The 25,813-nt window shown below is 76.7% G+C and carries 25 protein-coding genes and 1 riboswitch; of the genes, 15 read left to right on the forward strand and 10 right to left on the reverse strand.

Annotation, left to right across the window (positions count from 1 at the left end):
- Positions 1-108: 108 nt before the first annotated feature.
- From CRP39_RS16050 to CRP39_RS16065, 4 genes are all read left to right on the forward strand, one after another.
- Positions 109-1,128: an NADP-dependent oxidoreductase gene (locus CRP39_RS16050; RefSeq protein WP_097207394.1), complete on the forward strand. Its 1,020-nt coding sequence runs from the start codon at positions 109-111 to the stop codon at positions 1,126-1,128.
- Positions 1,129-1,157: 29 nt separating this feature from the next.
- A complete protein-coding gene (locus tag CRP39_RS16055) occupies positions 1,158-1,361 on the forward strand; it encodes a hypothetical protein (protein ID WP_097207395.1) in 204 nt (67 codons plus the stop codon).
- Entirely contained in the window at positions 1,358-2,047 is a 690-nt protein-coding gene (locus CRP39_RS16060) for an alpha/beta fold hydrolase (protein ID WP_097207396.1), read from the forward strand. The genes CRP39_RS16055 and CRP39_RS16060 overlap by 4 nt, the downstream gene beginning before the upstream one ends.
- A gap of 180 nt (positions 2,048-2,227) precedes the next feature.
- Positions 2,228-2,713: a hemerythrin domain-containing protein gene (locus CRP39_RS16065; protein WP_097207397.1), complete on the forward strand. Its 486-nt coding sequence runs from the start codon at positions 2,228-2,230 to the stop codon at positions 2,711-2,713.
- A gap of 46 nt (positions 2,714-2,759) precedes the next feature.
- Here CRP39_RS16065 and CRP39_RS16070 read toward each other — a convergent pair whose 3' ends face one another.
- The 4 genes from CRP39_RS16070 to CRP39_RS16085 form a co-directional block, all read right to left on the reverse strand.
- Positions 2,760-3,779, reverse strand: coding sequence for a 1-aminocyclopropane-1-carboxylate deaminase (locus CRP39_RS16070; RefSeq protein ID WP_097207398.1), 1,020 nt, complete (start codon positions 3,777-3,779; stop codon positions 2,760-2,762).
- Positions 3,766-4,401 (reverse strand): GntR family transcriptional regulator, encoded by a 636-nt coding sequence (locus CRP39_RS16075; protein WP_245853909.1) that lies wholly within the window; start codon positions 4,399-4,401, stop codon positions 3,766-3,768. Before CRP39_RS16075 ends, CRP39_RS16070 begins: the two co-directional genes overlap by 14 nt.
- A gap of 105 nt (positions 4,402-4,506) precedes the next feature.
- On the reverse strand, positions 4,507-4,983 hold the full coding sequence (locus CRP39_RS16080; protein ID WP_097207400.1) for a DoxX family protein: 477 nt from the start codon (positions 4,981-4,983) through the stop codon (positions 4,507-4,509).
- A gap of 195 nt (positions 4,984-5,178) precedes the next feature.
- The gene (locus tag CRP39_RS16085; protein ID WP_097207401.1) at positions 5,179-5,691 is read right to left on the reverse strand and encodes a VOC family protein; all 513 of its coding nucleotides are present in this window, start codon (positions 5,689-5,691) and stop codon (positions 5,179-5,181) included.
- Positions 5,692-5,783: 92 nt separating this feature from the next.
- On the opposite strand from CRP39_RS16085, the gene CRP39_RS16090 reads away from it, so the two are divergent.
- The 8 genes from CRP39_RS16090 to CRP39_RS16125 all read left to right on the forward strand — a co-directional run bounded on the left by CRP39_RS16090 (position 5,784) and on the right by CRP39_RS16125 (position 13,553).
- Positions 5,784-7,241: an aminotransferase class I/II-fold pyridoxal phosphate-dependent enzyme gene (locus tag CRP39_RS16090; RefSeq protein WP_097207402.1), complete on the forward strand. Its 1,458-nt coding sequence runs from the start codon at positions 5,784-5,786 to the stop codon at positions 7,239-7,241.
- A gap of 13 nt (positions 7,242-7,254) precedes the next feature.
- Positions 7,255-7,995, forward strand: a complete 741-nt coding sequence (locus tag CRP39_RS16095) for a Mut7-C RNAse domain-containing protein (protein ID WP_097207403.1) — start codon at positions 7,255-7,257, stop codon at positions 7,993-7,995.
- A gap of 108 nt (positions 7,996-8,103) precedes the next feature.
- The gene (locus CRP39_RS16100; protein ID WP_097207404.1) at positions 8,104-9,396 is read left to right on the forward strand and encodes an Nramp family divalent metal transporter; all 1,293 of its coding nucleotides are present in this window, start codon (positions 8,104-8,106) and stop codon (positions 9,394-9,396) included.
- 136 nt (positions 9,397-9,532) lie between these two features.
- Positions 9,533-9,636, forward strand: a riboswitch (TPP riboswitch).
- A complete protein-coding gene (locus tag CRP39_RS16105) occupies positions 9,634-10,248 on the forward strand; it encodes an ECF transporter S component (RefSeq protein ID WP_097207405.1) in 615 nt (204 codons plus the stop codon). (Overlaps the previous riboswitch by 3 nt.)
- 71 nt (positions 10,249-10,319) lie before the next feature.
- Positions 10,320-11,666 carry an ABC transporter ATP-binding protein gene (locus CRP39_RS16110; RefSeq protein ID WP_097207406.1) on the forward strand — a complete coding sequence of 449 codons (1,347 nt, stop codon included), beginning with the start codon at positions 10,320-10,322 and terminating at the stop codon, positions 11,664-11,666.
- The gene (locus CRP39_RS16115; protein ID WP_097207407.1) at positions 11,663-12,430 is read left to right on the forward strand and encodes an energy-coupling factor transporter transmembrane component T family protein; all 768 of its coding nucleotides are present in this window, start codon (positions 11,663-11,665) and stop codon (positions 12,428-12,430) included. Before CRP39_RS16110 ends, CRP39_RS16115 begins: the two co-directional genes overlap by 4 nt.
- A gap of 39 nt (positions 12,431-12,469) precedes the next feature.
- Positions 12,470-13,003 carry a DUF1697 domain-containing protein gene (locus tag CRP39_RS16120; protein ID WP_097207578.1) on the forward strand — a complete coding sequence of 178 codons (534 nt, stop codon included), beginning with the start codon at positions 12,470-12,472 and terminating at the stop codon, positions 13,001-13,003.
- 121 nt (positions 13,004-13,124) lie between these two features.
- Complete coding sequence (locus CRP39_RS16125) at positions 13,125-13,553, forward strand: ATP-binding protein (protein ID WP_097207408.1); 429 nt, start codon at positions 13,125-13,127, stop codon at positions 13,551-13,553.
- Positions 13,554-13,563: 10 nt separating this feature from the next.
- Here the strand turns inward: CRP39_RS16125 and CRP39_RS16130 are convergent, their stop codons facing one another.
- Positions 13,564-15,750 (reverse strand): SpoIIE family protein phosphatase, encoded by a 2,187-nt coding sequence (locus CRP39_RS16130; protein WP_097207409.1) that lies wholly within the window; start codon positions 15,748-15,750, stop codon positions 13,564-13,566.
- Between the two features lie 846 nt (positions 15,751-16,596).
- Positions 16,597-17,451 (reverse strand): hypothetical protein, encoded by an 855-nt coding sequence (locus tag CRP39_RS16135; RefSeq protein WP_097207410.1) that lies wholly within the window; start codon positions 17,449-17,451, stop codon positions 16,597-16,599.
- A 313-nt stretch (positions 17,452-17,764) separates the two neighbouring features.
- On the opposite strand from CRP39_RS16135, the gene CRP39_RS16140 reads away from it, so the two are divergent.
- A complete protein-coding gene (locus tag CRP39_RS16140; protein WP_245853910.1) occupies positions 17,765-19,144 on the forward strand; it encodes an APC family permease in 1,380 nt (459 codons plus the stop codon).
- Positions 19,120-20,073 (forward strand): nucleoside hydrolase, encoded by a 954-nt coding sequence (locus tag CRP39_RS16145; protein ID WP_097207411.1) that lies wholly within the window; start codon positions 19,120-19,122, stop codon positions 20,071-20,073. The genes CRP39_RS16140 and CRP39_RS16145 overlap by 25 nt, the downstream gene beginning before the upstream one ends.
- On the opposite strand, the gene CRP39_RS16150 is transcribed toward CRP39_RS16145, so the two are convergent.
- Complete coding sequence (locus CRP39_RS16150) at positions 20,054-20,764, reverse strand: GAF and ANTAR domain-containing protein (RefSeq protein WP_097207412.1); 711 nt, start codon at positions 20,762-20,764, stop codon at positions 20,054-20,056. The genes CRP39_RS16145 and CRP39_RS16150 overlap by 20 nt on opposite strands.
- Positions 20,765-20,913: 149 nt before the next feature.
- Here CRP39_RS16150 and CRP39_RS16155 point away from each other — a divergent pair, with 149 nt between their 5' ends.
- Positions 20,914-21,411 carry an ATP-binding protein gene (locus CRP39_RS16155; protein ID WP_097207413.1) on the forward strand — a complete coding sequence of 166 codons (498 nt, stop codon included), beginning with the start codon at positions 20,914-20,916 and terminating at the stop codon, positions 21,409-21,411.
- Between the two features lie 252 nt (positions 21,412-21,663).
- On the opposite strand, the gene CRP39_RS16160 is transcribed toward CRP39_RS16155, so the two are convergent.
- The 3 genes from CRP39_RS16160 to CRP39_RS16170 form a co-directional block, all read right to left on the reverse strand.
- Positions 21,664-23,295 carry a GTPase gene (locus CRP39_RS16160; RefSeq protein ID WP_097207414.1) on the reverse strand — a complete coding sequence of 544 codons (1,632 nt, stop codon included), beginning with the start codon at positions 23,293-23,295 and terminating at the stop codon, positions 21,664-21,666.
- A gap of 76 nt (positions 23,296-23,371) precedes the next feature.
- Entirely contained in the window at positions 23,372-25,069 is a 1,698-nt protein-coding gene (locus tag CRP39_RS16165) for a GTPase domain-containing protein (RefSeq protein WP_097207415.1), read from the reverse strand.
- Between the two features lie 29 nt (positions 25,070-25,098).
- The gene (locus CRP39_RS16170; protein ID WP_172442474.1) at positions 25,099-25,746 is read right to left on the reverse strand and encodes a flagellar brake protein; all 648 of its coding nucleotides are present in this window, start codon (positions 25,744-25,746) and stop codon (positions 25,099-25,101) included.
- Positions 25,747-25,813 lie beyond the last annotated feature (67 nt).

Raw genomic sequence — 25,813 nt, forward strand, 5'->3', positions numbered from 1 at the left:
CCGAGCGTAGGCCCGCGGATCAACGGTCGGTTGTGCGCCATCGACCGGCGGGTCCGGGGCGGCAGGAGCAGGATCGGGCGGACGACGCCGTCGACCGCAGGAGGACCCGTGAGCACGACGACCCGGGAGTGGCACCTGGCGGCCCGCCCGCACGGCGAGCCGACGCCGGAGGACTTCCGGCTGGTCGAGGTGCCGGTCCCCGAGCCGGGCGAGGGGCAGGTCGTCGTCCGCATGGTGGCGATGTCGGTGGATCCGTACATGCGCGGCCGGATGCGGTCCGGCCCCTCCTACGCCCCACCGTGGGAGGTCGGCGCGGTGATGTCGGGCGGCGCCGTCGGCCGGGTGGTCGCCTCGCGGGCGCCGGACCTGCCCGAGGGGACGCTGGTCCTCACCGACGCGGCCTGGCGGGAGATCGCGGTGCTGGACGCCGGTGCCGTACGCCGGCTGCCGTCGCCGACCGACGTCCCGCCGTCGTGGTTCCTGGGCGTGCTCGGGATGCCCGGGCTGACCGCCTACGCCGGGCTGTTCCGGGTCGCCGCGTTCACCCCGGGCGACGACGTCCTCGTCTCCGGGGCCGCGGGCGCCGTCGGCAGCCTGGCCGGGCAGTTCGCCCGGCTGCGCGGCGCGGGGTCGGTGGTCGGCAGCGCCGGCAGCCCGGAGAAGGTCGCCTGGCTCACCGGCGAGCTCGGCTTCACCACCGCCTTCGACTACCACTCCGGGGTGGCGGAGGGCGTGGCCGCCGCCGCACCGGACGGCGTCGACGTCTTCTTCGACAACGTCGGCGGAGCACACCTGGAGGCGGCGATCGGGGCGCTGCGGGTGCACGGGCGGGCGGCACTCTGCGGGTCGATCTCCGGCTACAACGCGGTCGAGCCGCCACCCGGCCCACGCAACATGTCGCTGATGGTGGGCAAGCGACTCACCCTCCGCGGCTTCCTCGTCGGGGACCACACCGACCTGCGCGCGGAGTTCACCGACACGGTCAGCGGCTGGCTGCGCTCCGGCGACCTGGTCGTCCGGGAGACGGAGTACCAGGGCATCGAGAACGCGGTGCCGGCCTTCCTCGACCTGATGCGCGGCGTCAACACCGGGAAGATGGTGGTCCGTCTCACCTCCGATCCCGACTGAGCGCGCCCCGTCCGGGGCAGTCTGTGCCCATGTGGCTCTTCCTGACCCGTCGCCTGCGCACGTGGCTGGTGCTCACCGTCGTCGTCCCGCTGGCCACGGGCCTGCTCCGCCGGATCGGCAGGTCGCTGGAGCGCCGCACCGGGCCGACGGCGCTCACCCGCGGCCTGGGCCGGGCCGGGGACCTCGGCGACCGGGCCCGCGCGACCCTCCGCGGCGGGCGCCGGCGGCGGTGACCGACCCGCGACTGGAGCACGTCCCGTCGTCCGGCTCGCTGCGGGCGCTGGCGGTCTTCTGCCACGGGGGCACGGTGGCCAGCGTGGAGCCGCCGCGCGAGCGGGCCCTGTCGCTGCTGCGGATGCGGGCGATCGAGCAGTTCGTCCGTGCCGCGGGCGCCGGGCGGGGGCTCGGCACCTATCTGGTGCGCTACCGGGTCGCCGGGTGGAACGGCCCCGCGGCCGACGCGTACGCCGACGTCCGGTGGACGCTGGCCGAGCTGCGGGCCCGCCACGGCGCCGACGTCCCCATCGTGCTGGTGGGCCACTCCATGGGTGGGCGGGCGGTGCTGCGGGCCGGCGGGGACGCCTCGGTGCGCGCCGTCTGTGCCCTGGCCCCCTGGACGCCGCCGGGCGAGCCGGTGGAGCACCTGCGCGACCGCACGGTGGTGGTCCTGCACGGCCGGGGCGACCGCTGGGTGCCGGCCGCGCTGTCGGCCGACTTCGCCGAACGGGCGTCGGATGCGGGGGCCCGCATCGCCCGGTTCACCATCGCCGGCGGGCACAGCATGGTGCGCAGCGCGCCGGTGTGGCACGCCTTCGTCCGGGACGTCGTCCTGTCCGGGGCCGGGCTGGCACCGTGGCGGCCCGATCTCCGGGCGGCCCTGGACCGCCGGGAGCTCGCCGCCCCGCTGGGCGGCTCGTGACGACGTCGCGCCCGGGGCGCTAGCGTGCCGCCCGTGACTGCCGGGTCGGCCTCGCGCCGTGCACGAGACGGGTTCCCGGCAGACGGCTGAGCGCCGGGCGGGCCCGCGGCCCACCTGCCGTCCTGTCCCCGCCCTCCGGCGGCGACCGCCGCCGAGAGCCCCTCTCCCGGACAGGGCCCCATGCCGAACCCCTTCGACGAGCACGTCCTCGACCGGTCCCGCGCCGCAGCGCTCGGGGCGGAGCTGGTCCGCATCCACGACGGCCTGCGCGCGCAGTTGCGCCGGCTGCAGGCCGCGGCCGCCGCGGGAGCCGCGCCGGACGCCCGGCGTCCGCTGCCGGTGCACTGCCTCGCGTTCTGCGCGGCCCTCACCCGGCACCACACCGGGGAGGACGCCGGCGCCTTCCCCGCGCTGGTCGCGGCGTTCCCCGAGCTGCGGCCGGTACTGGGGAAGATGGCCGAGGACCACGCGATGATCTCCGGCATCGCGCTGCGGGTCGAGCAGATCGCCGGCGAGCTGGCCGTCGGCGGCGACGGGCTCCGGCTGGCCGGGGAGCTGGACGGCCTCGCCGCGATCATGGAGTCGCACTTCTCGTTCGAGGAGCGCCGGATCCGCGCGGCGCTCGACGCCCTCGGCGGCTCGGCGGCCGATCTCCTCGGCGCCTGAGCGGAGGCTGAGGGGTGAGAGTCCCTCGCGCCCCAGCCTCCGCTGCTCAGGAGAAGAGTGCGCTGTAGCCGTTGAGCGCGGGCTGCCCGCCGAGGTGGGCGTAGAGCACCGTGGACGACGGGTCGATCTCGCGGCGCCCCACGAGGTCGACCAGCGCCGCCATCGACTTCCCCTCGTACACGGGGTCGGTGACCATGCCCTCGGTGCGGGCGGCCAGCTCCATGGCGCGGATCGTCGTCTCGTCGGGGATGCCGTAGACGCCGGCGTGGTAACGCTCGTCGAGCTCGACGTCGTCCAGGGTGAGCTCGCGCCGCAGGTCGACGAGGCGCCCGGTGCGCTGGGCGATCCGCAGCACCTGGTCGCGGGTCTCGGCCGGCTTGGCGCTCGCGTCGACGCCCAGCACCCGCCGCGGCCGGGCGCCGTCCTCCTCCAGCTTGGCGAAGCCGGCGACCATGCCCGCCTGGGTGGAGCCGGTCACCGAGCAGACGACGACGGTGTCGAAGAAGACGCCGAGCTCGGCCTCCTGCGCCGCGACCTCCTCCGCCCAGCCGGCGAAGCCGAGCCCGCCCAGCGGGTGGTCGCTCGCCCCGGCCGGGATGGCGTAGGGCTTGCCGCCGCGGGCCTCGATCTCGGCCAGCGCCGCCTCCCAGCTCTCCTTGAACCCGATGCCGAAGCCGGCCTTCACCAGCCGGACGTCGGCCCCGGCCAGCCGGCTGATGAGGATGTTGCCGACCTTGTCGTAGACGGCGTCGGGCCAGTCGACCCAGCTCTCCTGCACGAGCACGCACCGCAGGCCCACCCGCGCGGCGACGGCGGCGACCTGGCGGGTGTGGTTGCTCTGCACGCCACCGATGCTCACCAGCGTGTCGCAGCCCTGGGCCAGCGCGTCGGCGACGAGGTACTCCAGCTTACGGGTCTTGTTGCCGCCGAAGGCGATGCCGGAGTTCACGTCCTCCCGCTTCGCCCAGACGGCGGCGCCGCCGAGGTGCTCGGTCAGCCGGTCCAGCCGGTGCACCGGCGAGGGGCCGAACAGCAGGGGGTAGCGGGGCAGGTCAGTCAGGCTCATCGGAGTGCCCTTCCAGCTCGGACAGCAGCGCCGTCCAGATCTCGGTGGTGGCGGCGACGGCGGCGCCGACGTCGGAACGCGTGCAGGCGTCGATCAGGCGGTCGTGGAGGACGATGGACTCCCGGCCGTGCGCGGTGGCGAAGCGCTGCCGCTCCAGCCGGCGGACGGCGGGGGTGAGCCGCGCGACGGTCGCGGTGAGCGCGCCGTTGCCACAGCGGGCGAGCAGGACGGCGTGCAGGTCGTCGTCCGCGGCGAGGGCCGCATCGGCGTCGCCCGCGGCGAGCGCGGCGGCGAACCGCTCGTTGGCCGCGCGCATGGCGGCGACGTCGTCCGCGGTGGTCAGTGGCACCGCCTCGCGGGTGGCCAGCTCGTGCATGGCCCGGACGACGACGGCGGCGTCGCGGACCTCGCGCACCCGCAGCGGGGTCACCCGGGTGTGGCTCTGCGGCTTGGCCTCGACCAGCCCCTCGTCGGCCAGCCGCGCCAGCGCCGCCCGCACCGGCGCGACGGACAACCCCAGGCGCGTGGCCAGCTCGGCGTCCTTCACGACGGAGCCGGGCTCGAGGTCACCGGAGATGATCGCCTCCCGGATGCGGGCCAGGGCGACGTCCCGCAGCAGCACGCGACCGACCGGAGCGAGGGACACAACTGACATCTCAGATGTCAGTTGTGTCCCTGTCAACCCCGCCGCCCGGCGGGGGCGACGGGGACGCCGGGGGGCGGGTCGTCAGGGTGCGGGGCGCGATCGGCGGAGACGCCGGAGGACCAGGTGGTCGAGCCCGAGCCGGCCCGAGCCGGTCACGGCGAGGACGAGTCCGAGCAGCCCGAGCGCGATGACCAGCTCGGGGCCGTTGTGGTCCATGGCGAACAGCCCGCTGGTGTGCACGAAGACCCAGGCGCCGACCATGTTCAGCGCCATCAGCACCCCGACGAGCGGGACCGCGGCGCCGAGGATCATCGCCACCCCGCCGACCAGCTCGAACAGCACGTTGGCCGGACCGGTGAGGGCGCCCAGGGGGACGCCCGCCTGCTCGAACATCCGCCCGACCCCGGCGAGGCTGCCGCCGAAGTCGTACTCCAGCTTCGCGTGCGCCAGCATGAGCACGCCGAGGCCGATCCGGGCGACGAGCAGGACGACGTCGCGGGCGGCCAGGGCGAGCGTGCCGTGCGGGGCGAGCGCGGTGCGGTGGGTCGTGGTGGTCATGGTCGTGGTCCTCCGCGTCGAGCCGGTGGGCGGGAGGGGACGGGCCGGGTCCCGGACGGTCGACCGGTGCTCCACCGCGTCGACCGGAGTGCGCTCACCCAGTACGACCCCACCGCGGTCGCGGACTCATCGGCGTCGAGGCGCCTCCTACCGGTCCGGCGTCGGCGGCTGCCGTCCGGCAGCGGCGGAGACCCGTCAGGCCGGGACGGAGACCCCGACGCCGCCGCGTGTGTGGGCGCCGTAGCGGGCGATCTCCCGGTCCAGGTCCAGCGGCGAGGTCATCGCCGCGCCCTCCAGGAGCTGCGGCGTGACGAACTCCGCCGGCAGCAGCCAGGACACCTCGAACTCCAGGCCGTCCGGGTCGTGCGCGTAGAGGGCCTTGGTGGTCACGTGGTCGGACATGCCGACCAGCGCCCCGGCCTGCAGCAACGCGTCGCGGATGCGGGCCAGCTCGGCGAGGGTGTCCACCTCCCAGGCCAGGTGGTAGAGCCCGACGGTGCGCCGGCCTGCCTCCGAGGCCCCGGCGCCCGCACCGATCTGGAACAGGCCGAGGTCGTGGTCGTTGCTCGACCCCTCCGCCTGCAGGAACACGGCCGCGCCGGGGATCTCCATCTTGGCGCGGAAGCCGAGCACGTCGCGGTAGAAGGCATGGCTGCGGTCGACGTCCCGGACGTACAGGACGGCGTGGTTGAGGCGCTGGACCGGCATGGCTGCACTCCTTCGGACGACTGCCTCCAGTGTGCCCCCATTTTGTTGATGGTTCAAGTATCGAGCGGGCGCTCGCGGGTAGAGGGGGCTCCATGGACCACTCCCGTGCCCCAGTCCTCGAGGCCCTCCAGGAGTTCCGCCGCCGCGGCGACGTCGTCTTCGGCCCGCCCGGCCACAAGCAGGGCAGGGGCGCGGACCCCCGGGTGGTCGAGGTCGTCGGGGAGGGCGTGTTCGCCTCCGACGTCCTCTCGCTCAACGGCCTCGACGACCGGCGCGAGTCCCAGGGCGTCACCAGCCAGGCCGAGGACCTCATGGCCGACGCCGTCGACGCCGACGAGGCGTTCTTCTCGACCTGCGGCAGCTCGCTGTCGGTGAAGAGCGCGATGATCTCCGTCGCCGGCCCGGACGAGGAGCTGCTGGTCAGCCGCAACGCGCACAAGTCCGTGGTGGCCGGGCTGATCATCAGCGGCATCCGCCCGGTGTGGGTGCACCCGCACTTCGACGCCGACCGGCACCTGGCCCACCCGCCGGAGCCCGAGGACGTCCGCCGCGCGCTGGACGCGCACCCCGGCGCCACGGGGATGCTGCTGATCACCCCGACCGACTGGGGCACCTGCGCCGACATCGCCGGGGTCGCGGACGTCGTCCACGAGCGGGACCTGCCGCTGATCGTCGACGAGGCGTGGGGCGCGCACCTGCCGTTCCACCCCGACCTGCCGGCCTGGGGCATGGACGCCGGGGCGGACGTCGTCGTGACCAGCGTGCACAAGATGGGCGGGGCGATCGAGCAGAGCTCGGTCTTCCACCTGAAGGGCGACCGGGTGAGCCCCGAGGTGCTCAGGCAGCGGGAGGACCTGCTCGGCACCACCAGCTCCTCCGCCCTGGTCTACCTCACCCTCGACGGCTGGCGACGGCACATGGTCGAGCAGGGCCACGACCTGCTGGGGACGGCGATCGCGCGGGCAGAGCGGGTCCGCGCCGCGATCGCCGCGGTGCCCGGTCTCGACGTCATGGGCCGGGAGGTGATCGGCACCGGGGGCGCCTTCGACCTCGACCCGCTGGCGATCACCGTCGACGTCCGGGGGCTGGGCATCACCGGCTTCCAGGCCGGGGACTGGCTGCGCACCGCGCGCCACGTGGACGTCGGCTCCGCCGACACCCTCCGCGTCAACGTCCGGCTCACCCACGCCGACGACGACGAGACGGAGGCGGTGCTGGTCGACGCGCTGGCTGCCCTGGTGGACGGCGCCTCGTCGATGGAGCGCTCACCCCGGGTGGACCTGCCGGAGCCGCGCGCGCTGGAGCTGGAGCAGGCGATGACCCCGCGGGAGGCCTTCTTCGCCCGGGCCGAGCACGTCCCCGCCGCCGCGGCGGTCGGCCGGGTCGCCGCGGAGCTGGTCAGCCCCTACCCGCCCGGGGTGCCGGTGCTGGCGCCGGGCGAGCGGATCAGCCAGGACGCGGTCGACTACCTGGTCACCGGGGTGCGGGCCGGGATGCTCGTCCCGGACGCCGCCGACCCGTCGATGGAGACCCTCCGCGTCGTCGCGTGACGGAGGGGCCGGCGTGAGCGTCGTCGTCCGGGTGCCGGTGGAGCTGGCCTTCCTGCTGCCCGGCCGGGACCGCGCGGCCCGGCAGCGGCGGCTGCCCTTCCACCCGGACGCGACGCTCGGCCACGTGCTGCGCGCGGCGGGAGTACCCCCGACCGAGGTGGGCGGGCTGCTGCTGGACGGCGTCCCGGCCGGACTCGCCGCCCGCGCCGACCCGGGCGGCCTGGTCGACGTCCTCCCGGTGAGCCGGCCGCAGCCGGCGCCGCCGGGCGGTTTCCTGCTCGACGTCGGCCTGGGCACCCTGGCCCGCCGGCTCCGGCTGCTCGGACTGGACGCCGCGTGGTCCAACGACGCCGACGACCCCGAGCTGGTCGAGCGGGCCAACGCCGAGGACCGCACCCTGCTCACCCAGGACCGCGGGCTGCTCATGCGCCGGGCCCTGGCCCGGGGCGCGCTGGTCCGCGGCAGCCGGCCCGACGACCAGCTGGCCGACGTCCTCGACCGGTTCGCTCCCCCGCTGGCGCCGCTGACCCGGTGCACCGCCTGCGGCGCGCGGCTGACGCCGGTGCCCAAGGCCGAGGTCGCCGACCGCCTGCCGGCCGGCACCCGGCGGACCCACGACGAGTTCTCCCGCTGCCCGGCCTGCGACCGGCTCTACTGGCGCGGCGCGCACGCCCGCCGGATCGACGCGGTGGTCGCGGCGGCCGAGCGGCACGGCAGCGGCAGCGGCGGCGGCGGCGGCGGCGGCGGCGGGTAGGGAAGCCTCACCTCGGCCCCCGGGGGCCACACGTTGGCCCCGGCGTGTCAGACGGTCCGGGCACAGGGAGGAGCGCCTACCCACCCGCTCCACCGCTGTGAGGCCGCCGTGTACCTGTCGAAGACCGAGGCCGCCGTCCTGCCGACCACCCTGGTCGGCTCGCCCGAACGGAGGCCGGCCCCGGGCAGCCGCCGCCGGATCTGGCCCATGCTGGGGCCGGCGTTCGTGGCCGCGGTGGCCTACGTCGACCCGGGCAACTTCGCGACCAACTTCTCCGGCGGGGCCTCCTTCGGCTACACGCTGCTGTGGGTCATCGTCGCGGCCAACCTCATGGCGATGCTCATCCAGTCGCTGACCGCGAAGCTCGGGCTGGCCACCGGCCGCGATCTCGCCACCCTCTGCCGGGAGAACCTCCCCCGGCCGGTCACGCGGGGGCTGTGGCTGCAGGCCGAGGCGGTCGCCATCGCCACCGACCTGGCCGAGATCGTCGGCGGCGCCGTGGCGCTGAACCTGCTCTTCGGGGTGCCGCTGCCGATCGGCGGCATCATCACCGCCGTCGTCGCCTTCGTGCTGCTGGCCGCGCAGTCGCGGGGCCACCGGCCGTTCGAGCGGGTCATCGCCGGGCTGCTGCTGGTCATCGGCCTGGGCTTCGGCTACACGCTGGTCAGCTCCGGCGTCGACGCCGGCGGCGTGGCGTCGGGGATGGTGCCGTCGTTCTCCGGCTCGGAGAGCCTGCTGCTGGCCACCGGCATCCTGGGCGCCACCGTCATGCCGCACGTCATCTACGTGCACTCCGCCCTCACGCCCGGCCGCTACGGCGACGTCGTCACCGCCGGGCGCACCGAGGGCGGCCGCCGCCGGCTGCTCAAGGCCCAGCGGATCGACGTCCTGGTCGCGATGGGGCTGGCCGGGCTGGTGAACGCCGCGATGCTGGTGATCGCCGCGCAGCTGTTCACCGCCGACGACGGCATCGAGTCGCTGGAGAGCGTGCACGCCGGGCTCGGCGACCAGCTGGGCACCGGTGCCGCGCTCGCCTTCGCGGTCGCGCTGCTGGCCTCCGGTTTCGCCTCGTCCTCGGTCGGCACCCACGCCGGCCAGGTGGTCATGGCCGGCTTCCTGCGCCGCTCCATCCCGGTGCTGACCCGCCGGCTGATCACCCTCGCCCCCGCGCTCGCGGTGCTCGTGCTGGGCGGGGACCCCACGACCGCGCTGGTCTGGTCACAGGTCGTGCTCTCCTTCGGCATCCCGTTCGCCCTCGTGCCGCTGCTGTGGCTCACCTCCCGTCGCACGGTGATGGACAGCTGGGTGAACCGGCCGGCCACCACGGTCGCCGGCGCGGTGGTCGCCGCCCTGATCATCGGGCTCAACGGCCACCTGCTCCTGGGCTTCGTCCTCAGCTGAGAGGGCGCTGCCCCCACGATCAGGGAGGCTGATCGTGCGGCGTCCTGGCTCACCCACGGCGGTGAGCCGGGACGCCGCACCGTGAGCCAGGCTGATCGTGCGAGCGCGCGACGGACTACGCTGGGCGGCACAACCGAACACACAGCAGGGGAGCGCTTCGGCGCTGAGAGTGCGGGAGACCGCAGACCCTCGAACCTGATCCGGGTCATGCCGGCGCAGGGAGTCTGGAGGAACACCATGGCCAACCAGGCCGTCCGTCCGTCGTCGGCTGCGCCCACCCAGCGGCGCGCCCGCTGGCGCACCGTCGACATCGTCGTCACCGCCGTCCTCGGCGTCGCCTTCGGCGTCGTCTTCTGGGCCTGGGGCCTGCTCTGGGCCGGGACGGGGACGGCCTTCGCCGCCTTCCCGCCCGCGCAGGCGTTCATGTACGGCGTCTGGCTGATCCCGGCGGTGCTCGCTCCACTGGTGGTGCGCAAGCCGGGCGCCGGCCTGTTCGCCGAGCTCGTCGCGGCGACCGTCTCGGCGCTGCTCGGCTCCGCCTGGGGGACGACGACGATCGTCTACGGCATCCTGCAGGGCCTGGCCGGCGAGGCCGGGTTCGCCGCGTTCCGGTACCGCTGGTTCGGCTGGGTGCCCGCGGCACTGGCCGCGGTGCTGGCCGGGGCCATGGCCGCCGTCCTCGACCTCCTCTACTACTACCCGGACTGGACGGCGGGCTGGAAGACGACCTACATCGCGCTGGTCGTGGCCAGCACCGCTGTCGTCGCCGGCGTCGGCAGCGTGCTGCTCACCCGGGCCCTGGCGGCCAGCGGCGCCCTGTCGTCGTTCGCCTCCGGCCGCACCCGGCACTGACCGGTGCCGCCCCGGCCGCCGTCGCGCTGGCCGGGTGGGGGTTCCGGCACGCCACCCGGCAGGGCTGGGCCGTGCGCGACGTCGACCTGCGGATCGCCCCGGGTGAGCGGGTGCTGCTCACCGGCGCCTCCGGATCGGGCAAGTCCACGCTGCTGCGGGCGCTGGGCGGGCTGCTGGACCCGGAGGGCGGCGACGCCACCGGGGAGCTGACCGTCGACGGCGTCGCGCCGGACCGGTGCCGTCAGCGCGTCGGCACGGTCTTCCAGGACCCCGACTCCCAGCTGGTCATGACCCGCGCCGGGGACGACGTCGCGTTCGGGCTGGAGAACGTCGGCACGCCACCGGAGCGCATCTGGCCCGCCGTCGACGCCGCCCTGGACGCCGTCGGCTTCGACCTCGGCCGCGACCGGCCGACCGGGGCGCTGTCCGGCGGGCAGAAGCAGCGGCTGGTGCTGGCCGGCGCCCTCGCGCCGCGCCCGGGCCTGCTGCTGCTCGACGAGCCCACCGCCCAGCTCGACCCCGCGGGCGCCGCCCTGGTCCGCGACGCGGTCGGCCGCGCCGTCGCCGGGCGCGGGGCCACGCTGGTCGTCGTCGACCACGACGCCCCGGCTTGGCTGCCGCTGGTCGACCGCGTCGTGGAGCTGCTACCGGGCGGGGGCGCCGTCGAGCACGGGCCCGGGTGGACGCCGCCGCCGCTGCGGTTCCCCGGCCGGCACCCGCACCCGCCCGGGGAGCCGCTGCTCACCGCGGACGCCGTCGGGTACACCCACCGCGGCTCCGCCGTCCCCGCGCTGCCGCCCACCGACGTCGTCCTGCGGGCCGGGCGGACGCTGGCGGTGACCGGTCCCAACGGCACCGGCAAGTCCACGCTGGCCCTGCTGCTGGCCGGACTGCGGGCGCCCACCACCGGCCGGGTCACCGCCGCGCCGCCGCTCACCGCCGGGTTGCGCCGGCCCGACCGGCCGCCGGCGCGGTGGCGGGCCGCCGAGCTGGTGGACCGGATCGGCACGGTGTTCCAGCAGCCCGAGCACCAGTTCCTCACCGGCCGGGTCCGTGACGAGCTCTCCCTCGGCCCGCTGCGGTCGGGGGCGGGCGCCGCGCAGGCCCGCGCCACCGCCGAGGAGCTGCTCGAGCGGCTCGGGCTGGCCCCGCTCGCGGAGGCCAACCCGTTCACCCTCTCCGGCGGCCAGCAGCGGCGGTTGTCGGTGGCGACCGCGCTGGCCACCCGCCCGCGGGTGCTCGTCCTGGACGAGCCGACCTTCGGGCAGGACCGCGACACCTGGGCCGAGCTGGTGGCGCTGCTGGCCGAGCAACAGGACGGCGACCGCGCGCTGTGCCTGGTCACCCACGACGCCGCGGTGGTGGCCGCGCTCGCCGACGACGTCCTGACCCTCGGCGCACCGGTGGCCGTGCCGTGACCGCGCCGCTCGCCCTCGGTCCGGCCCGGGCGGTCCCGCTGTCGGCGGTGAACCCGGTCGCCCAGCTGTCCGCGATCGCCGTCCTGACCGTCGTGCTGCTGGTCAGCGGCGACCTGGTGACCCCCGCGGTGGTGCTCGCCGCGGAGCTGGCGCTCTTCCCCGCCGCCGGGCTCACCCGCCCGCGCGAGGTGCTGCGACGCACCTGGCCGCTGCTGCTGAGCGCGGCCGGCGTGGCGTGGGTCAACGTCGCGTTCGGCGCCCTGGACGGCACGGCCGCGTGGCTCAGCGGCGCCACCTGGGGGCTGCGGGTGGTGGCGCTGGCGCTGCCGGGCGTCCTGCTGGTGGCCGCCACCGACCCGGTGCGGCTGGCCGACGCCCTCACCGTGCACTGGCGGGTGTCCACGCGGTTCGCCTACGGCGCCCTGGCCGCACTGCGGCTGGTGCCGCTGCTGGCCGCCGAGTGGGAGACGATCCGCTCGGCCCGTCGCGCCCGCGGGGTGGACGCCGGAGCCAACCCGGTCGCCGCGGCCCGGCTGGTGGCCGGCACGGCCTTCGCCCTGCTGGTGGCCGCGATCCGGCGGGGCACCCGGCTGGCCACCGCCATGGACGCCCGCGGCTTCGACTCGGGGGTGCCACGCACCAACGCCCGAGGCTCGGTGTTCCGCCGGCGGGACGGCTGGTTCGTCGCCGGTGCGGTCGCGGTCTGCGCCGCAGCGGTGGGCACGAGCGTCGCGCTGGGCGCCTGGGACCCGCTCCTCGGCTGAGCCCGGCCGGGCCGGCCCCGGGTCGCTACGGTGCCGGTCGTGAGCACCCGCTACGTCGTCCTGCTGCGCGGCATCAACGTCGGCCGGGCACGGCAGATCGGGATGGCCGAGCTCCGCGAGACCCTCACCGCCCGCGGTCACGGTGCCGTGCGCACCCACCTGCGCAGCGGCAACGTCGTCCTGGACAGCCCCCTGGGCGAGGCCGAGCTGGTGGAGGACGTCGAGACGGCGGTGCGCGAGCGGTTCGGCGCGCAGGTACCCGTCGTCGTCCGGACTGGGGAGGAGATGGCCGCCGTCGTGGCCGCCGACCCGCTCGGCGCCGTCGCCACCGACCCGGCCCGGTACCTGGTGACCTTCCTGCCGCGGGCCCCGGACCCCGAGCGGGTCGCCGCCCTGCCGCCGGCCGACGGCGGCGAGTACCGCGTGGCCGGCCGGGAGCTGTACCTGTGGCTGCCCGACGGCGTCAGCAGCACCCCGCTGGGCGCCTGGAAGTGGGACACGCTGCTCGGTGTCCCGGGGACCGCGCGGAACTGGAACACCGTCTCGACGTTGGCCGGGATGGCGGGTCTGTGACATCGGTGACAGGCAGGTTTAGCGCCGCTCCGGCGGGCGCATACGCAGGTGTTCGTCCGGCGCGCTGGCCGGCACCGCGGCGCCCTCCGGGCGATGTCGAGCACGTGAGGGGACCATCGGCGTGACGTGGGAGACGGCCGGGCCGCTCTGGCCGTCCGCTCCCCCACCGCCCGCCCGCGAGGCCCTGAGCTGGGAACTCCTCACCGTCGCCGAGCTGCCCGGCGTCCGCGCCGACCTGCGGAGTCACCTCGCCGCGGCCGGCCCCCGGCTGGCCGACCTCCGCGACCGGCTGGTCCTCGCCCTCGACGAGATGGCGTCCAACGCGCTGCGGCACGGGGGCGGCCGGGTCCGGGCGGCGGTGCGCACCACCGGCGACGGCTGGCTCATCGAGGTCTCCGACAGCGCGGCCGGTACGCCCCCCGCGCCCGCGGTCGGGCGGGACCCGAGCGAGGGCGGGCTGGGCCTCTACCTCATCGCCGAGCTGGCGACGGCGCACGGGTGGTACACCGCCGGCGACGCCAAGCACGTCTGGGCCGTGCTCGCGGAGTGACGTCGTCGGCCTACCGGCCGACACCCCGGCCAGGTGCCGTCCCCCGCTCGCGCTGAGCCGCCGCCCGTGTCCCGGTCGGGGACCCTCCGGGCCCCGCGACCGGTCCACCCGCGGCCCGGTGCCGTCCCCCGCTCGCCCGGAGCCGCTGCCCCTGCGGGTGGAGGCGGATCGCCACCAGGGCGATGTCGTCCTGCGGTCCCGAGGGGCGCAGCCGCCCGATCACCGCGTCGCAGAACTCCTCGAGCGGCAGGCTCCCCAGCTCCGCCAGCGCCGACCGCAGGCGGGCGATGCCGTCGTCCAGGGGCAGGTCGCGGCCCTCGACGAGCCCGTCGGTGTACAGGAGCACGGTGGCTCCCCGCCGGAAGGTCACCACGCTCTCGGTGCGCCGGGCGGTGGGGTCGACGCCGAGCATGAGCTCGGGGCGGTCGGCCAGGAGCTCCTCCACCCGCCCGTCGGGGTGCAGCAGCAGCGGCGGCGGGTGCCCGGCGTTGGACCAGCGCAGGCTGGTCAGGCCGGCCGCGCGCTGCTCCGGGGTCTGCTCGACCCGGGCCACCGCCGCGGTGGCCATCGTGGGGATGCCCAGGCCCTCCACGGCGGCGTCGAGGTCGCTGAGCACCTGCGCCGGCCCGATCCCGGCCCGGTAGGCGATGCCGCGCAGCAGTCCCCGCAGCTGCCCCATGGCGGCCGCGGCCGCGGTGTCGTGGCCGACGACGTCCCCGATGACCAGCACCGCCGCGCCGCCGGGCTGCAGGAAGGCGTCGTACCAGTCGCCGCCCACCTCGGCGACCTCCACCGCGGGCCGGTAGCGCACCACGATCTCGGCGGAGTCCGGCGCGGGCGGATCGGTCAGCAGGCTCCGCTGCAACCCCTCGGCCAGCCCGCGCTGCTGCTCGTAGAGGCGGGCGTTGTCCATCGCCAGGGCGACCCGGGAGGCCACCTCCTGGGCGGCGGCCACGTCGTCGGCGTCGGCCATCGGCCGCTCGGCTCCGCGGTAGATGCTCAGCGCGCCCAGCGTGCGGCCGCGCGCCGACAGCGGCAGGGTCACCGCCGACCGCGGGTCCAGCGCCCAGAACACGTCGCTGACCTCGCCGGGCGGGAGGGTGCGGCCGACGGTGGCGCCGACGTCGTCGACGGTGAGGGTGCGGCCGGAGGCCAGGGCGCGCAGCACGGGCGCGTCGGCCTGGATGGAGGCCAGCCGCAGGTCGGCGTAGCGGGCGACCAGCGGACGCGCGGCCGGCTCCCGGTGCCAGGCCGCCACGTCCCGCATGCGGCCGTCCTCGCCCGCGAGGCTGACGATGACCCAGTCCCCCAGGACCGGCACGACCGCCTCGGCCAGCCGCTGGAGGGCGGCCTCCTCACCCTGCCCGGCGGTGAGCGTCTCGCTGGTCATCGCGCTCACCTCGGCGATGACGGCCAGGCGCTCGGCACTGCTCTGCGCCCGGTCCTGGGCGGCCCGGCGCGCGGTGACGTCGAGGAAGTAGACCGAGAGGCCGTCGGGGCCAGGCCATGCCCGCACCTCGTACCAGGCGTCCAGCGGTGCCGGGTAGTGCGCCTCGAAGACCCGCTCCTCACCGGTGGCCGCCGCGCTCCGGTAGTTCTCCTCGAAGTCGCTGCCGGGCGCCGCGGGGTACAGCTCCCACATGACCCCGCCGAGCAGCTCCTCGCGCGGCCGGCCGAGCACCCGCTCGGCCTCGGCGTTGACGTAGGTGAACCGCCACTCGCGGTCGAGGGCGAAGAAGGCGGCGTTCATCGCCTCCAGCACCCGCGCGACCCGGACGTCGGCGTGCCGCTGGGCGGTGGTGTCGTACCCCGCGCCCAGCAGGCGGACGGCGGTCCCGCGCTCGTCGGCCAGGGCCCGGCCGCGGCCCTGTACCCAGCGGGTCTCGCCGGAGGGCAGGACGATCCGGAACTCCGCCTCGTACTCGCCACAGGTCTCGATGGCCCGCTGCAGCGCCTCGAGCGTCCGCGCGGCGTCGTCGGGGTGCAGGCGGGCGGCGAAGGCCTCCAGGCTGTCGCCGAACGCGGCCCGGTCGTAGCCGAAGATCTCCAGGAGGCGGTCGTCCCAGACCAGCCGGCCGGTGACGAGGTCCCAGTCGAAGCTGCCGATCCCGGCGGCCTCGATGGCGAGCTCCTGCCGCAGCCGGACAGCCGCGGACTCCCGGTCGGGGAGGCCGTCGTCCAGCCGGTCCGGGCTCACGGTCGCCTCACTCGCATTCCTGGGCCGGACGACGGGGGGACCGACGCGAAGCGGCGTCGTCTGCACCACCCGGGGGTTCTCCGGACGCACGGGCCGGCCCCCCTTTCTCTCATGGCGTCGGCGTCACCGCCACCCGCTGTGTCGTGACCGACACCCCGCGGCCCCGCCCCCGGGGTCAGGGAGGGCGGGCGGGCGGAGGACCGCCGCGTCCGTGGAGGTGATCTCCACCGTGGGCAACGAGCCGGTGACCACATGGATACGCCCCCGGGACGACGAAACGGCGGGCGCCCTCGGTCCAGGAGGGGCGCCCGCCGTTCGGCGGGAGGCGGACGAGGCATCGTCCACCGGCACGAGGGACACGTCCTGCGGTCGCGGGCGTCCAGCGTCGCGGTGCCTGACCGGCCGGGCTCCGTGCGACCGGACCGCTCCTCCGTCGACTCCCGGTCGCCGGGGCGGTCCCGGCGGCTCGGTCCCTCACAGCGCCTCCGTCCGGCCGGCGGACCCGGGGGCGCGGGTGCGGCGGGACGGGGCGTCCCGGTCCGGCGGAGGACCCGGGTGCCGGCGGCCGGCCGACCAGCGGTCCGCGCCTCCCAGGAGGGTCCGCGCGCTGCGTCGGGGCGCAGTCGGCGGGAGGGCGAGGCGGGTACCGGTGGTGCGGGACGGCGGGGCCGGCGCGGGTGCTGCGTCGGAGGGGGACGACCGGGGCGGTACGAGGTCGGCCAGGAGTACGGAGGACCGGTGCCGGGGCGACGGGATGCGGTTCCCGGGGGAACGGGAACGGCAGCCGGCGGCTGGCAGGCGGTGCGGAGGACGGCGTCCGCGGCGGGGGCCGTGGTCGCGCTGGGATCAGCCGGGTGGCTGTCCCCGGGCCGGGGGTGGCCGCGGGTCACCGCGCGCCCGGGCCGGGCCGGTGGCCCGTGCGCTCCGCGGGCGGTGCCCGGCCGACGCGGTTCCCGGGGAGGGGGTGGGCCGCGGTGCCGGCACCTGCCGGGCGAGCGGGGGGACCACCGGGACGCGGGGCGGGGCGACCGGCCGGGCAGTCCGGGCCGGAACGAGCGCCGCGGCGGGGGAAGGCGCCGCGGGCTGGTAGGTGGGCGTGCTGGGCAGCTCGGTGAGGAGCACCGGGCCGTCGGCACGCGGAGCCGGGGCGACCGGGTGGCCCCAGGCGAGGTGGGCGCCGTCGGGGCCGGCGCCCCACAGCGCCAGGCGGCGGACGACCCCGCGCACCCGGGCCAGCAGCGCCGGGCGCCGCTCCGCGGGGGCGACCCGCTCCGGCCACGTCGCCGGCACCCGGACCGCGGAGCGGGCCGACGGCCCCGGTGCAGCGGACGGAGCCACCGGGCGGCCCCAGGCGAGGTACGCGCCGTCGGGACCGGCGTCCCACGACGCCAGGCGACGGACCACCCGGCGCACCCCTGCCCGCAGCGCCGGGCGGGTCCCGGCCGGGGCGACGCGCTCCAGGGCGACCGCCGGCACCGGCGCGGCAGCCGGGCGGGGCCGGGGGACGGGCACGGGGCGGGCGAGCGGGAGCGGGCGGACCGAGCGGGCCTGTCCGTGGCGCTGCCCCGTGGACCGCGCCGGGCGGGGTCGGGCGCGCAGCGGCCGGTCGTCGGCCCGGTCCAGCACGTCGAGCAGGTCGAGCAGGGTCAGGTCGTCGGCGGCGCGCGACGAGCGGAGCACCGGTGCCCGATCGATCGCCATGCCGCCTCCTGCAGGTAGTCGCCGCGACCGGGGAAGGTGTCGCGGACAAGCAGAAAGGTAGGGACGGCGGGGCTCGCGGACGGCGTTCCGGGACACGTTCCGGAGCGCGCGTGACCCAACCGTTGCGGGGCCGCCCCGCGGCGGCTGGTGACCCCCCGCCCGCGGCGATCACTTGTCGACAAGCCGTGCCGTCCTGAGCGTGGAACCCGCTGGTCAGCGCGTCGGTCGTCCCGGGACACGCCCGGCGCCCCGCGTGTCGCGGCGGCCCGCGGCTCGGCTTGCCGGGCACCTCCGCCCTGCCCAGACTCGACCGGTGACCGACCGGGCCGACCCCGCCACGAAGCTCCGCCGAGCCGTCAGCGGCAGGCTCCTCTACCTCTTCGTCCTCGGGGACGTCCTCGGCGCCGGCGTCTACGCGCTGGTGGGCGAGGTGGCCGCCGAGGTCGGTGGCGCGGTGTGGGTGCCGCTGGCCCTGGCGCTGGTGCTGGCGCTGCTGACCGCCGCCTCCTACGCCGAGCTGGTCACCAAGTACCCGCAGGCCGGCGGCTCGGCGGTGTTCGCCGAACGGGCGTTCCGGCGCCCGGTGATCGCGTTCCTCGTCGGGTTCTGCATGCTCGCCGCCGGGGTCACCAGCGCCGCCGGCCTCGCGCTGGCCTTCGCAGGTGACTACCTGGGCGTCTTCCTCGACGTGCCCGCCACCCCGGCGGCCCTGGTGTTCCTCGCGCTGGTGGCGCTGCTCAACGCGCGCGGGATCCAGGAGTCGCTGCGCGCCAACACGGTGATGACGCTCGTGGAGGCCTCCGGCCTGGTCCTGGTGGTGGTCCTCGGCGCCGTCGTCCTGGGGCGGGGCGACGGCGACCTCGGGCGCACCGTGGAGTTCCCGCCCGGGGTGTCGGCCGGGTCCGCCGTCCTGGCCGCGGCGCTGCTGGCCTACTACTCCTTCGTCGGCTTCGAGACGTCGGCGAACATCGCCGAGGAGGTCCGCGACGTGCGCCGCGTCTACCCGCGGGCGCTGTTCGGCGCGCTGCTCACCGCCGGCGTGGTCTACGTGCTGGTCGGCCTGGCGGCGACGGCGGTGGTCCCGCCCGACGTGCTGGCCGGTTCCAGCGGCCCGCTGCTCGAGGTCGTCCGGGCCGCCGACGCCGGCATCCCCGACCGGCTGTTCAGCGCGATCGCCCTGGTCGCCGTCGCCAACGGTGCCCTGCTGACGATGATCATGGCCAGCCGGATGGCGTTCGGGATGGCCGACCAGGGCCTGCTGCCGCGCGCCCTGGACCGGGTCCTGCCGCACCGGCGCACGCCGTGGGTGGCGATCGTGGTGACGACGGCGGTGGCGATGGTGCTGACCGCGACCGGCACGCTGGCCGCGCTGGCCAACACCGTCGTCTTGCTGCTGCTGCTGGTCTTCCTGAGCACGAACACCGCGGTGCTGGTGCTGCGCCGGGACCGGGTGGACGCACCGCACTTCCGCGCGCCGGTGGTGCTGCCGGTGCTCGCCATCGCCTCGTGTCTGCTGCTGCTCTCGCAGCAGGAGGCGGCACCTGGCTGCGGGCCGGCGTCCTGCTGGCCGTCGGCGTGCTGCTGCACGTCGGCACCCAGGCCACCCGTCGCCGCCAGGACCTCGTGCACGCCGACGAGACCGCCGTTCCCGGCTGACAGGATGGCGCGGTGGCCGACCGCACCCCCCTGGTGATCGACACCGACCCCGGCATCGACGACGCGCTGGCCATCCTGCTGGCGCTGGCCAGCCCGGAGGTGGACCTGCGGCTGGTCACCACAGTGCACGGCAACGTCGACCTGGGACGGACCACCGAGAACGCGCTGCGCGTGCTGCACCTGGCCGGCCGCTCCGACGTCCCGGTGGCGGCCGGCGCGCGGGACTCCCTCGTGTACCGCCAGCCGGAGCGGGCCGGCCACGTGCACGGCGAGGCCGGGCTGGGCGGGGTGCAGCTGCCGCCCTCACCGGCCGCCGCGGACCCGCGGCCGGCCGTCACCGCGCTCGCCGAGCTGCTGCTGGCGGCGGAGGAACCGGTCACCGTGGCCGCCATCGGGCCGTGGACCAACATCGCGCTGCTGCTGGCCGTCCACCCCGAGGTCGCCGAGCGGATCGGCCGGCTGGTGCTCATGGGCGGCTCGGCGGCACGCGGCGGGAACGTCACCGCCGCCGCCGAGTTCAACGTGTGGGCCGACCCGGAGGCCGCCCAGCGGGTGCTCGGCTCCGGCGTCCCCACCGTCCTCGTCGGGCTGGACGTCACCCTGCCGACGGTCCTCGACGCCGACGGGATCGCGCGCTTCGCCGCCGCCGGCCCGGTGGGCGCCACCGCGGCGGCGGTCCTGCAGCAGTACCTCGACCACGCCCGGTCCGCCTACGGGACCACCGGCGTCGTCGTCCACGACGCGCTGGCGCTCACCGAGGCGATCGCACCGGGCACGCTCGGCACGGTGCGGCGGGACGTCGTCGTCGACACGACCCTCGGCGCCGGGCGCGGTCAGACGCTGGTCGACCGCCGCCGCGTGTCGGACTCCCCCACCGCCGTCGACGTCGCCGAGACCGTGGACGGCCCGGCCGCGGTGGAGTTCCTCGTCAGCCGGCTGGAGGCGCTCAGCCGCGCGGCCGGGTAGCCGCCCCGCCGCCGGACGTCGACTGCACGATGCCGGTGGCGATGTCGCGCAGCTTGCGGTTGTAGCGCTGCGAGGCCTCCCGCAGGACGTCGAAGGCCTGCTCCGCGTCGATGTGGCGCTGCGCCATGAGCACGCCCTTGGCCTGCTCGATCACCGCCCGCGACTCCATCGCCCGGCGCATGTTCATGGCCTGCTCGCCGAGCCGGTCGTGCGCGTCGGCGTTGGCCACTGCGACCGCCACGGCCTCGGCCACCTCCAGGGCCACCGCGAGCGACTCCGGGGTGGCGAACGCGGCCGGCTCGGAGGAGTAGTTGTTCAGCGCCCCGATGGCGTTGCCCTGGTACGGCAGCGGGATGGAGAGCGAGCTGCGGACCCCGATGCCCTGCACCCGGGCCGTGTAGTCCGGCCAGCGCTGCTCGGTCTCCATGTCGTCGACGCGCAGCACCACGCCGCCCCGGCCGGCGTCCATGCACGGGCCGTAGCCCTGCTCGTACTGCATCTCGTCGGCCGCCAGCGCCATCTCGCCGTGGTGGGCGGCGGTGAAGGCCTTGTCATCGCGGATCAGGGTGATCGACGTCGACTCGGCGCCGGGGATGCTGCGGGCCGCCAGGGTGGTCACCTCGGCGAGGACGTCGGCGAGCGTGCGGTCGGCCAGCACCACCTGGCTGAGGTCGCGCCAGAGCTGCTCCATGGGGTCAGTCTGCCGCCCCGGCGCTGCACCGCGGAACGCCCGACCGGCTCTCCGGGCCCCGCCGCTGCGGGACGGCGTCGCTTCGGCCAGGATGGGGGCGGCCGCGTGTCGACGGCCAGCGGACGCTCAGCACCGGCGGAGGGGGCGGGATGGGGCAGGAGACGTGGCCGCACGCACCGGTCCCCTCCGTGCCCGGCGACGTCTGGCACTGGCAGCTGGAGGCGATGCACGTCGTCTCCCGCGTCCGGTCGGACCTGCGCGCCCGCATCGCGCACCCGTCGGTGTGCTCCTCCTCCACCGAGGACGCCCGCGACGGTCTGCTGCTCGTCTTCGAGGAACTGGCCTCCAACGCGCTACGCCACGGCGGCGGCGCGGTCCGCGCCCTGGTGGTCGCCGGCCCCGAGGGCTGGCTGCTCGACCTCAGCGACGAGGCGCCGGACCGGCCGCCCGTGCCCGCGATCGACCGGGACCCCGCCCTCGGCGGCATGGGACTGCACCTGGTGGCCCAGCTGTCCAGCGACTACGGCTGGGAGGGCCGCCCGGGGCGCAAGCACGTCTGGGCCCGGCTGCCCAACGGCCGCCAGCCCGTCGAGGCGGCGCAGGACCGGGTGCCCGAGCCGCGCGCCCCGGAGTTCCCCCGCGACTGATGACATCGTCGGCCTACCGGCCGACACCGCGGCCAGGTGCCGTCCCCCAGGACCGCTGAGCCCACCCCGTGTCCCGATCGGGAGACCCTCCGGGCCTCCGCGACCGGCCCACCCGCGGCCAGGTGCCGTCCCCCAGGACCGCTGAGCCCACCCCGTGTCCCGATCGGGAGACCCTCCGGGCCTCCGCGACCGGCCCACCCGCGGCCAGGTGCCGTCCCCCAGGACCGCTGAGCCCACCCCGTGAACCCGGCCTCACCTGCCCGCACGGGTGACGGCGGCGCAGAAACGGGCGTGGTCCTCCCGCACCTCCGCCATCGGGGCCAGCACCTCCTGCTGGGCCACCACGTCGACCGCGGCCTCCAGCCGCAGCCGCGCCCGCCGCGCCCGGTGGCGGGCACGGGCCCGCACGAACGGCCGGGCCACCAGCGCCAGCAACGCCCCCGCCAGCAGCCCACCGACCAGCAGCAGGGTGGGCAGCGGCAGCCCCTCGACCCGGGGCAGCGGGACGACGTCGTCGAGCTGGAGCAACCCCAGGGCCACCAGCGCCAGCAGCCACAGCGCCCCGGCCAGAGCCACCAGCATGAGCAGCCACTGCAGGCCGCCGACGCCCCGCTGCCACAGCGGCGTGCGCTGCGGACCGAGGTCGGTGCCGGCGACGGCGCGGTCCAACTCGTCGGCCAGCCGCTCCTCGGAGACCTCCACCGTGCGCCGCAGCTCGTCCCGCCACGCCTGCGGCAGCCCCTCGCCGGCGGCCGCACGGGCCTGCCGCACCGCCCCGGTGACCGCCGCCCGCTGCACCGCGCCCGCGGCCGGCAGCGACGTGCGGGCCACGACTGTGTCGCCCTGCTCGGAGTCCTTCGCGCCGCCGAGGTGCAGCCGGTCGAGCGGGTCGGCGCGCAGCTTCCGGGTCCAGCGCACCAGGGACCAGCCGGTGGCCGCCGTCCCGCTGCGCCGGACCGACCGCTCCACGGCGGCGGCCACGGCCGGCACCCCGGCCGCCTCGGCCAGCGCCGCGGTGACCTGCTCCCGGTCCTGCCGGCCGACCCCCGACCCGCCCGCGGGGTCGGCGGAGCCGGGAGCGCAGTGCGCCGACAGCGCGGCCGCCGTGGCGCGGACGTCCGCGGTGAGCCGGTCGGTCGCCGCCCGGCGCGCCGCCACCCGGTCGGCCAGGTCGGCGCGCAGCTCCCCCAGGCCGGTGCCGGTGCGGGCGGAGACGGCGAGCAGCGGCGTCGCGGCCAGGCCCTCCCGGTCGAGCAGGGCCCGCAGGTCGGCCAGGCAGGCCCGGGCGGACGCCGGGTCGAGTCGGTCGACCTGGTTCAGCACGACCAGCAGGACGCCGGCGTGACCGGCCAGCGGCACCAGGTACCGCTCGTGGACGGCGGCGTCGGCGTACTTCTCGGGATCGAGCACCCACACCAGGACGTCCACCAGCTGCACCAGCCGGTCGACCTCCAGCCGGTGCTCCAGCTTGATGCTGTCGTGGTCGGGCAGGTCGAGCAGCACGAGGCCGTCCAGCGCCGGCTCGGGGGGGTGCCGGTGCCGGCGGGGCACCTCCAGCCAGTCGAGCAGCCGGTCGGCCGAGTGGGCGGGGGAGTCGTCCGCCCCCCACACCGTGGCGTGCGCGACCCCCGTCGTGGGCCGCCGGACCCCCGGCTTGCTCACCTCGCTGCCCGACAGCGCGTTGAACAGCGTGGACTTGCCGCTGCCGGTGGCCCCGGCCAACGCGACGACGGTGGCGTCCCCGAGCGCCTCGCGGGCCCCGGCCTTGGCCAGCAGCGTCCGGGCCTCCCCCACCTCGAGCACGTCGAGCCGGTCCTCGGCCACCTCGACCGCCTCCCGGAGGGCCGCCAGCCGGTCGGCCAGCGGCGGCGTCCGTCGGCTCATGCCCCCGCCTCGCTGATGCTCGCCGGGCGCATCCGCCGCACCGGGCTGTGCCCCTGGAGAGCTCGCACGCTCGCTCTCATGCCTGCGCCCGCGCCGCGGGGAGGGCGGCGGCCGCCGCCCGCAACCGCTCGGCGTCGTCCGGCCCCGGGGCCACGGCGTCCACCAGCTCGTCGAAGCGGCCCTGCTCGTAGCGGAGGAGCGCGTCGGCGCGGCCCTGGAGGTCCTCGCGGGCCCGAGCGGCCAGCGAGCGGACGGCGGCGTCGCCGAAGACGGCCTCCAACAACCGCTGCCCGAGGGCCGTCGTCCCCCCGGCGACAGCGACCTCGCCGCCGGTGAGCCCGCCGGTCTGCGCGAACACCGCGACCATGACGACGGCGCCGGCGCCGTTGACACCCCACGAGAGCACCCGGGCCCGCGTGCGCTTGTCGGCGCCCTCGTCGCGTACCAGGTCCAGGACGTGGCCCTGCCAGTCCCGGACCTGCGCCGCGGCGGCCTCCGTGAAGTCCGCCGACGCCCGCTCGAGGTCCTCGTCGGTGGCCGCCAGCAGGGCCGGCCCGCCCGGGAGCGCGCGCCAGGCGGTGACCGTGCGCTCGGCGGCGCGGTCGGCTTCCGTGCGCAGCAACGTCTCCACGCTGGACTCCAGGGCGCCGGCGAGGTCGTCGGCCGGCGTGGGCCGCCCGGTCAGCGCGGCGGTCACCCGGTCACGGAGCCGGCCGATGGAGCTCTGCAGGGAGCGCATCCACTCCCCGGTGCCGATGAACTCCTGCCAGCGGGCCAGGACCTCGCCGCGCAGCAGGCTGCCGCTGCGCACCCCCTCGTCGATGCCGTCGTAGGCGGCGGTGTAGGCGGCCGCCGCGGCGCCGCGCAGGGCGGCCGCCGTGGTTGCCTGCTCCTCGATCGCGGCCGCGACGCCGGCCACCCGGTCGGCCAGGCTGGCCAGCGCGCCGGTGAGGGTCTGCCGGACGACGGCGGCCCGCTCCTCCTGGTCGGCGGCGAGGGTGTGCAGCCACTGCCGCAGCGGCGCCACCTGGTCCTCGGGCAGGAGGCCGGCGGTCAGCGGACGCTCCTCCACGACGAACAGCCGGGCGCTCGCGAGGCCGGCTCGCTGCAGCATCCCGGCGAGGTCGTCGGCGACCTCCCGGGCCGCCTCCGGCGGCACCCGGTCGAGCACGACGGCCAGCGCGGTGCCGCGTTCCTGCGCCGTCCGCAGCAGGTCCCAGGGGACCGCGTCGGCGTAGCGGGCGGCGGTGGTCACGAAGACCCACAGGTCCGCGGCGGCCAGCAGCTGCGCGGCGAGCTCCCGGTTGGACTCCACCACCGAGTCGACGTCCGGGGCGTCGAGCACGGCCAGGCCGGGCGGGACGTCGTCGCTCGGCACGAGCTGCAGGGTGCCGGGACCGCCGGCACCGCCGGTCACCCGGGCCAGGCCGGGCAGCACCCGGTCGCCGGAGAACGCGGCGGTGTCGGCACGGGCGCAGACGAGCACGGGAGCCCGCGTGGTGGGTCGCAGGACGCCGGCGGTGGTGACCGGGGCGCCGACCAGGCTGTTGACCAGGGTGGACTTGCCGGCGCCGGTGGAGCCGCCGACCACGGTCAGCAGCGGGGCGTCGAGGTCGCGCAGCCGCGGGAGCAGGTAGTCGTCGACCTGCTCGACCACGCTGCGCGCGGCGCGGCGCGCGGGTCCGGCGGCGGGGGTGGCCAGCCCGAGGGGAGCGGCGGCAACGGCGTCCCGCAGGGCGGCGAGGGCCTCGGGCAGCCGCGCGGGGAGGGTCACCCCCCGGGTCTATCCCGGCGGGGCGGTTGTTAGTCGAAGAGCGCCTGCGACTGGCGGGCGCGTTCCTCGCGCAGCGCCCGGAACACCCGCCGGCGCAGCCGGTCCTGCTCCTTCTCGGGGAGGTCGAGGAAGCGCAGCGAGAGCTGCCAGCAGGAGGCCCGGGTCTGCTGGCGCGCGACCTCGGCCGTGGTGACGAGCGCCCCGTCCTCCAGCTCCAGCGACACGCGGATGCGGCTGCCGGGCAGGGGCGGGTTGCCGTAGACGTCCAGCACGACGCGACACCCGGCCTCGCTGAGGTCCAGCGTCTCGCCCTCGAGGTCCACCCCGTTGACGGCGGCGAGGACCGGGATCGGGACGCGGGCGCGCACCGCCGCCCGGCGCTGGGACTCCTCGGCCGGCGTGGTGACCTGCAGGTGCCAGCGCGGGACCGCGCCGCGCTCGACGGTCGTGACGTCGGCCAGGAAGGACCGGCCGCCCTCGGGGCCCATCCAGAACAGGGACACCTGCTCGCCGACCCGGACCACGCACTGCTCGACGAACTCGCTCGCGGACGGGCGGACCACCACGAGGGTGGAGCCGGCGACCTCGACCCGGGCGCTGACCGACAGGCTCCGCGCGGCCGTGCTGATCTCGGCCTCGCCGTCCTGCATCGGGTGGTCCACACCGGGGGTGCTCATGGTTCCCTTCCACTGCCGTTTCGCGGCGGTCCCGTCCCACGGACCCGCCGACAGACGGTAACCGCCC

Origin of the sequence: Geodermatophilus sabuli (genome assembly GCF_900215145.1) — a bacterium.
GTDB lineage: Bacteria > Actinomycetota > Actinomycetes > Mycobacteriales > Geodermatophilaceae > Geodermatophilus > Geodermatophilus sabuli.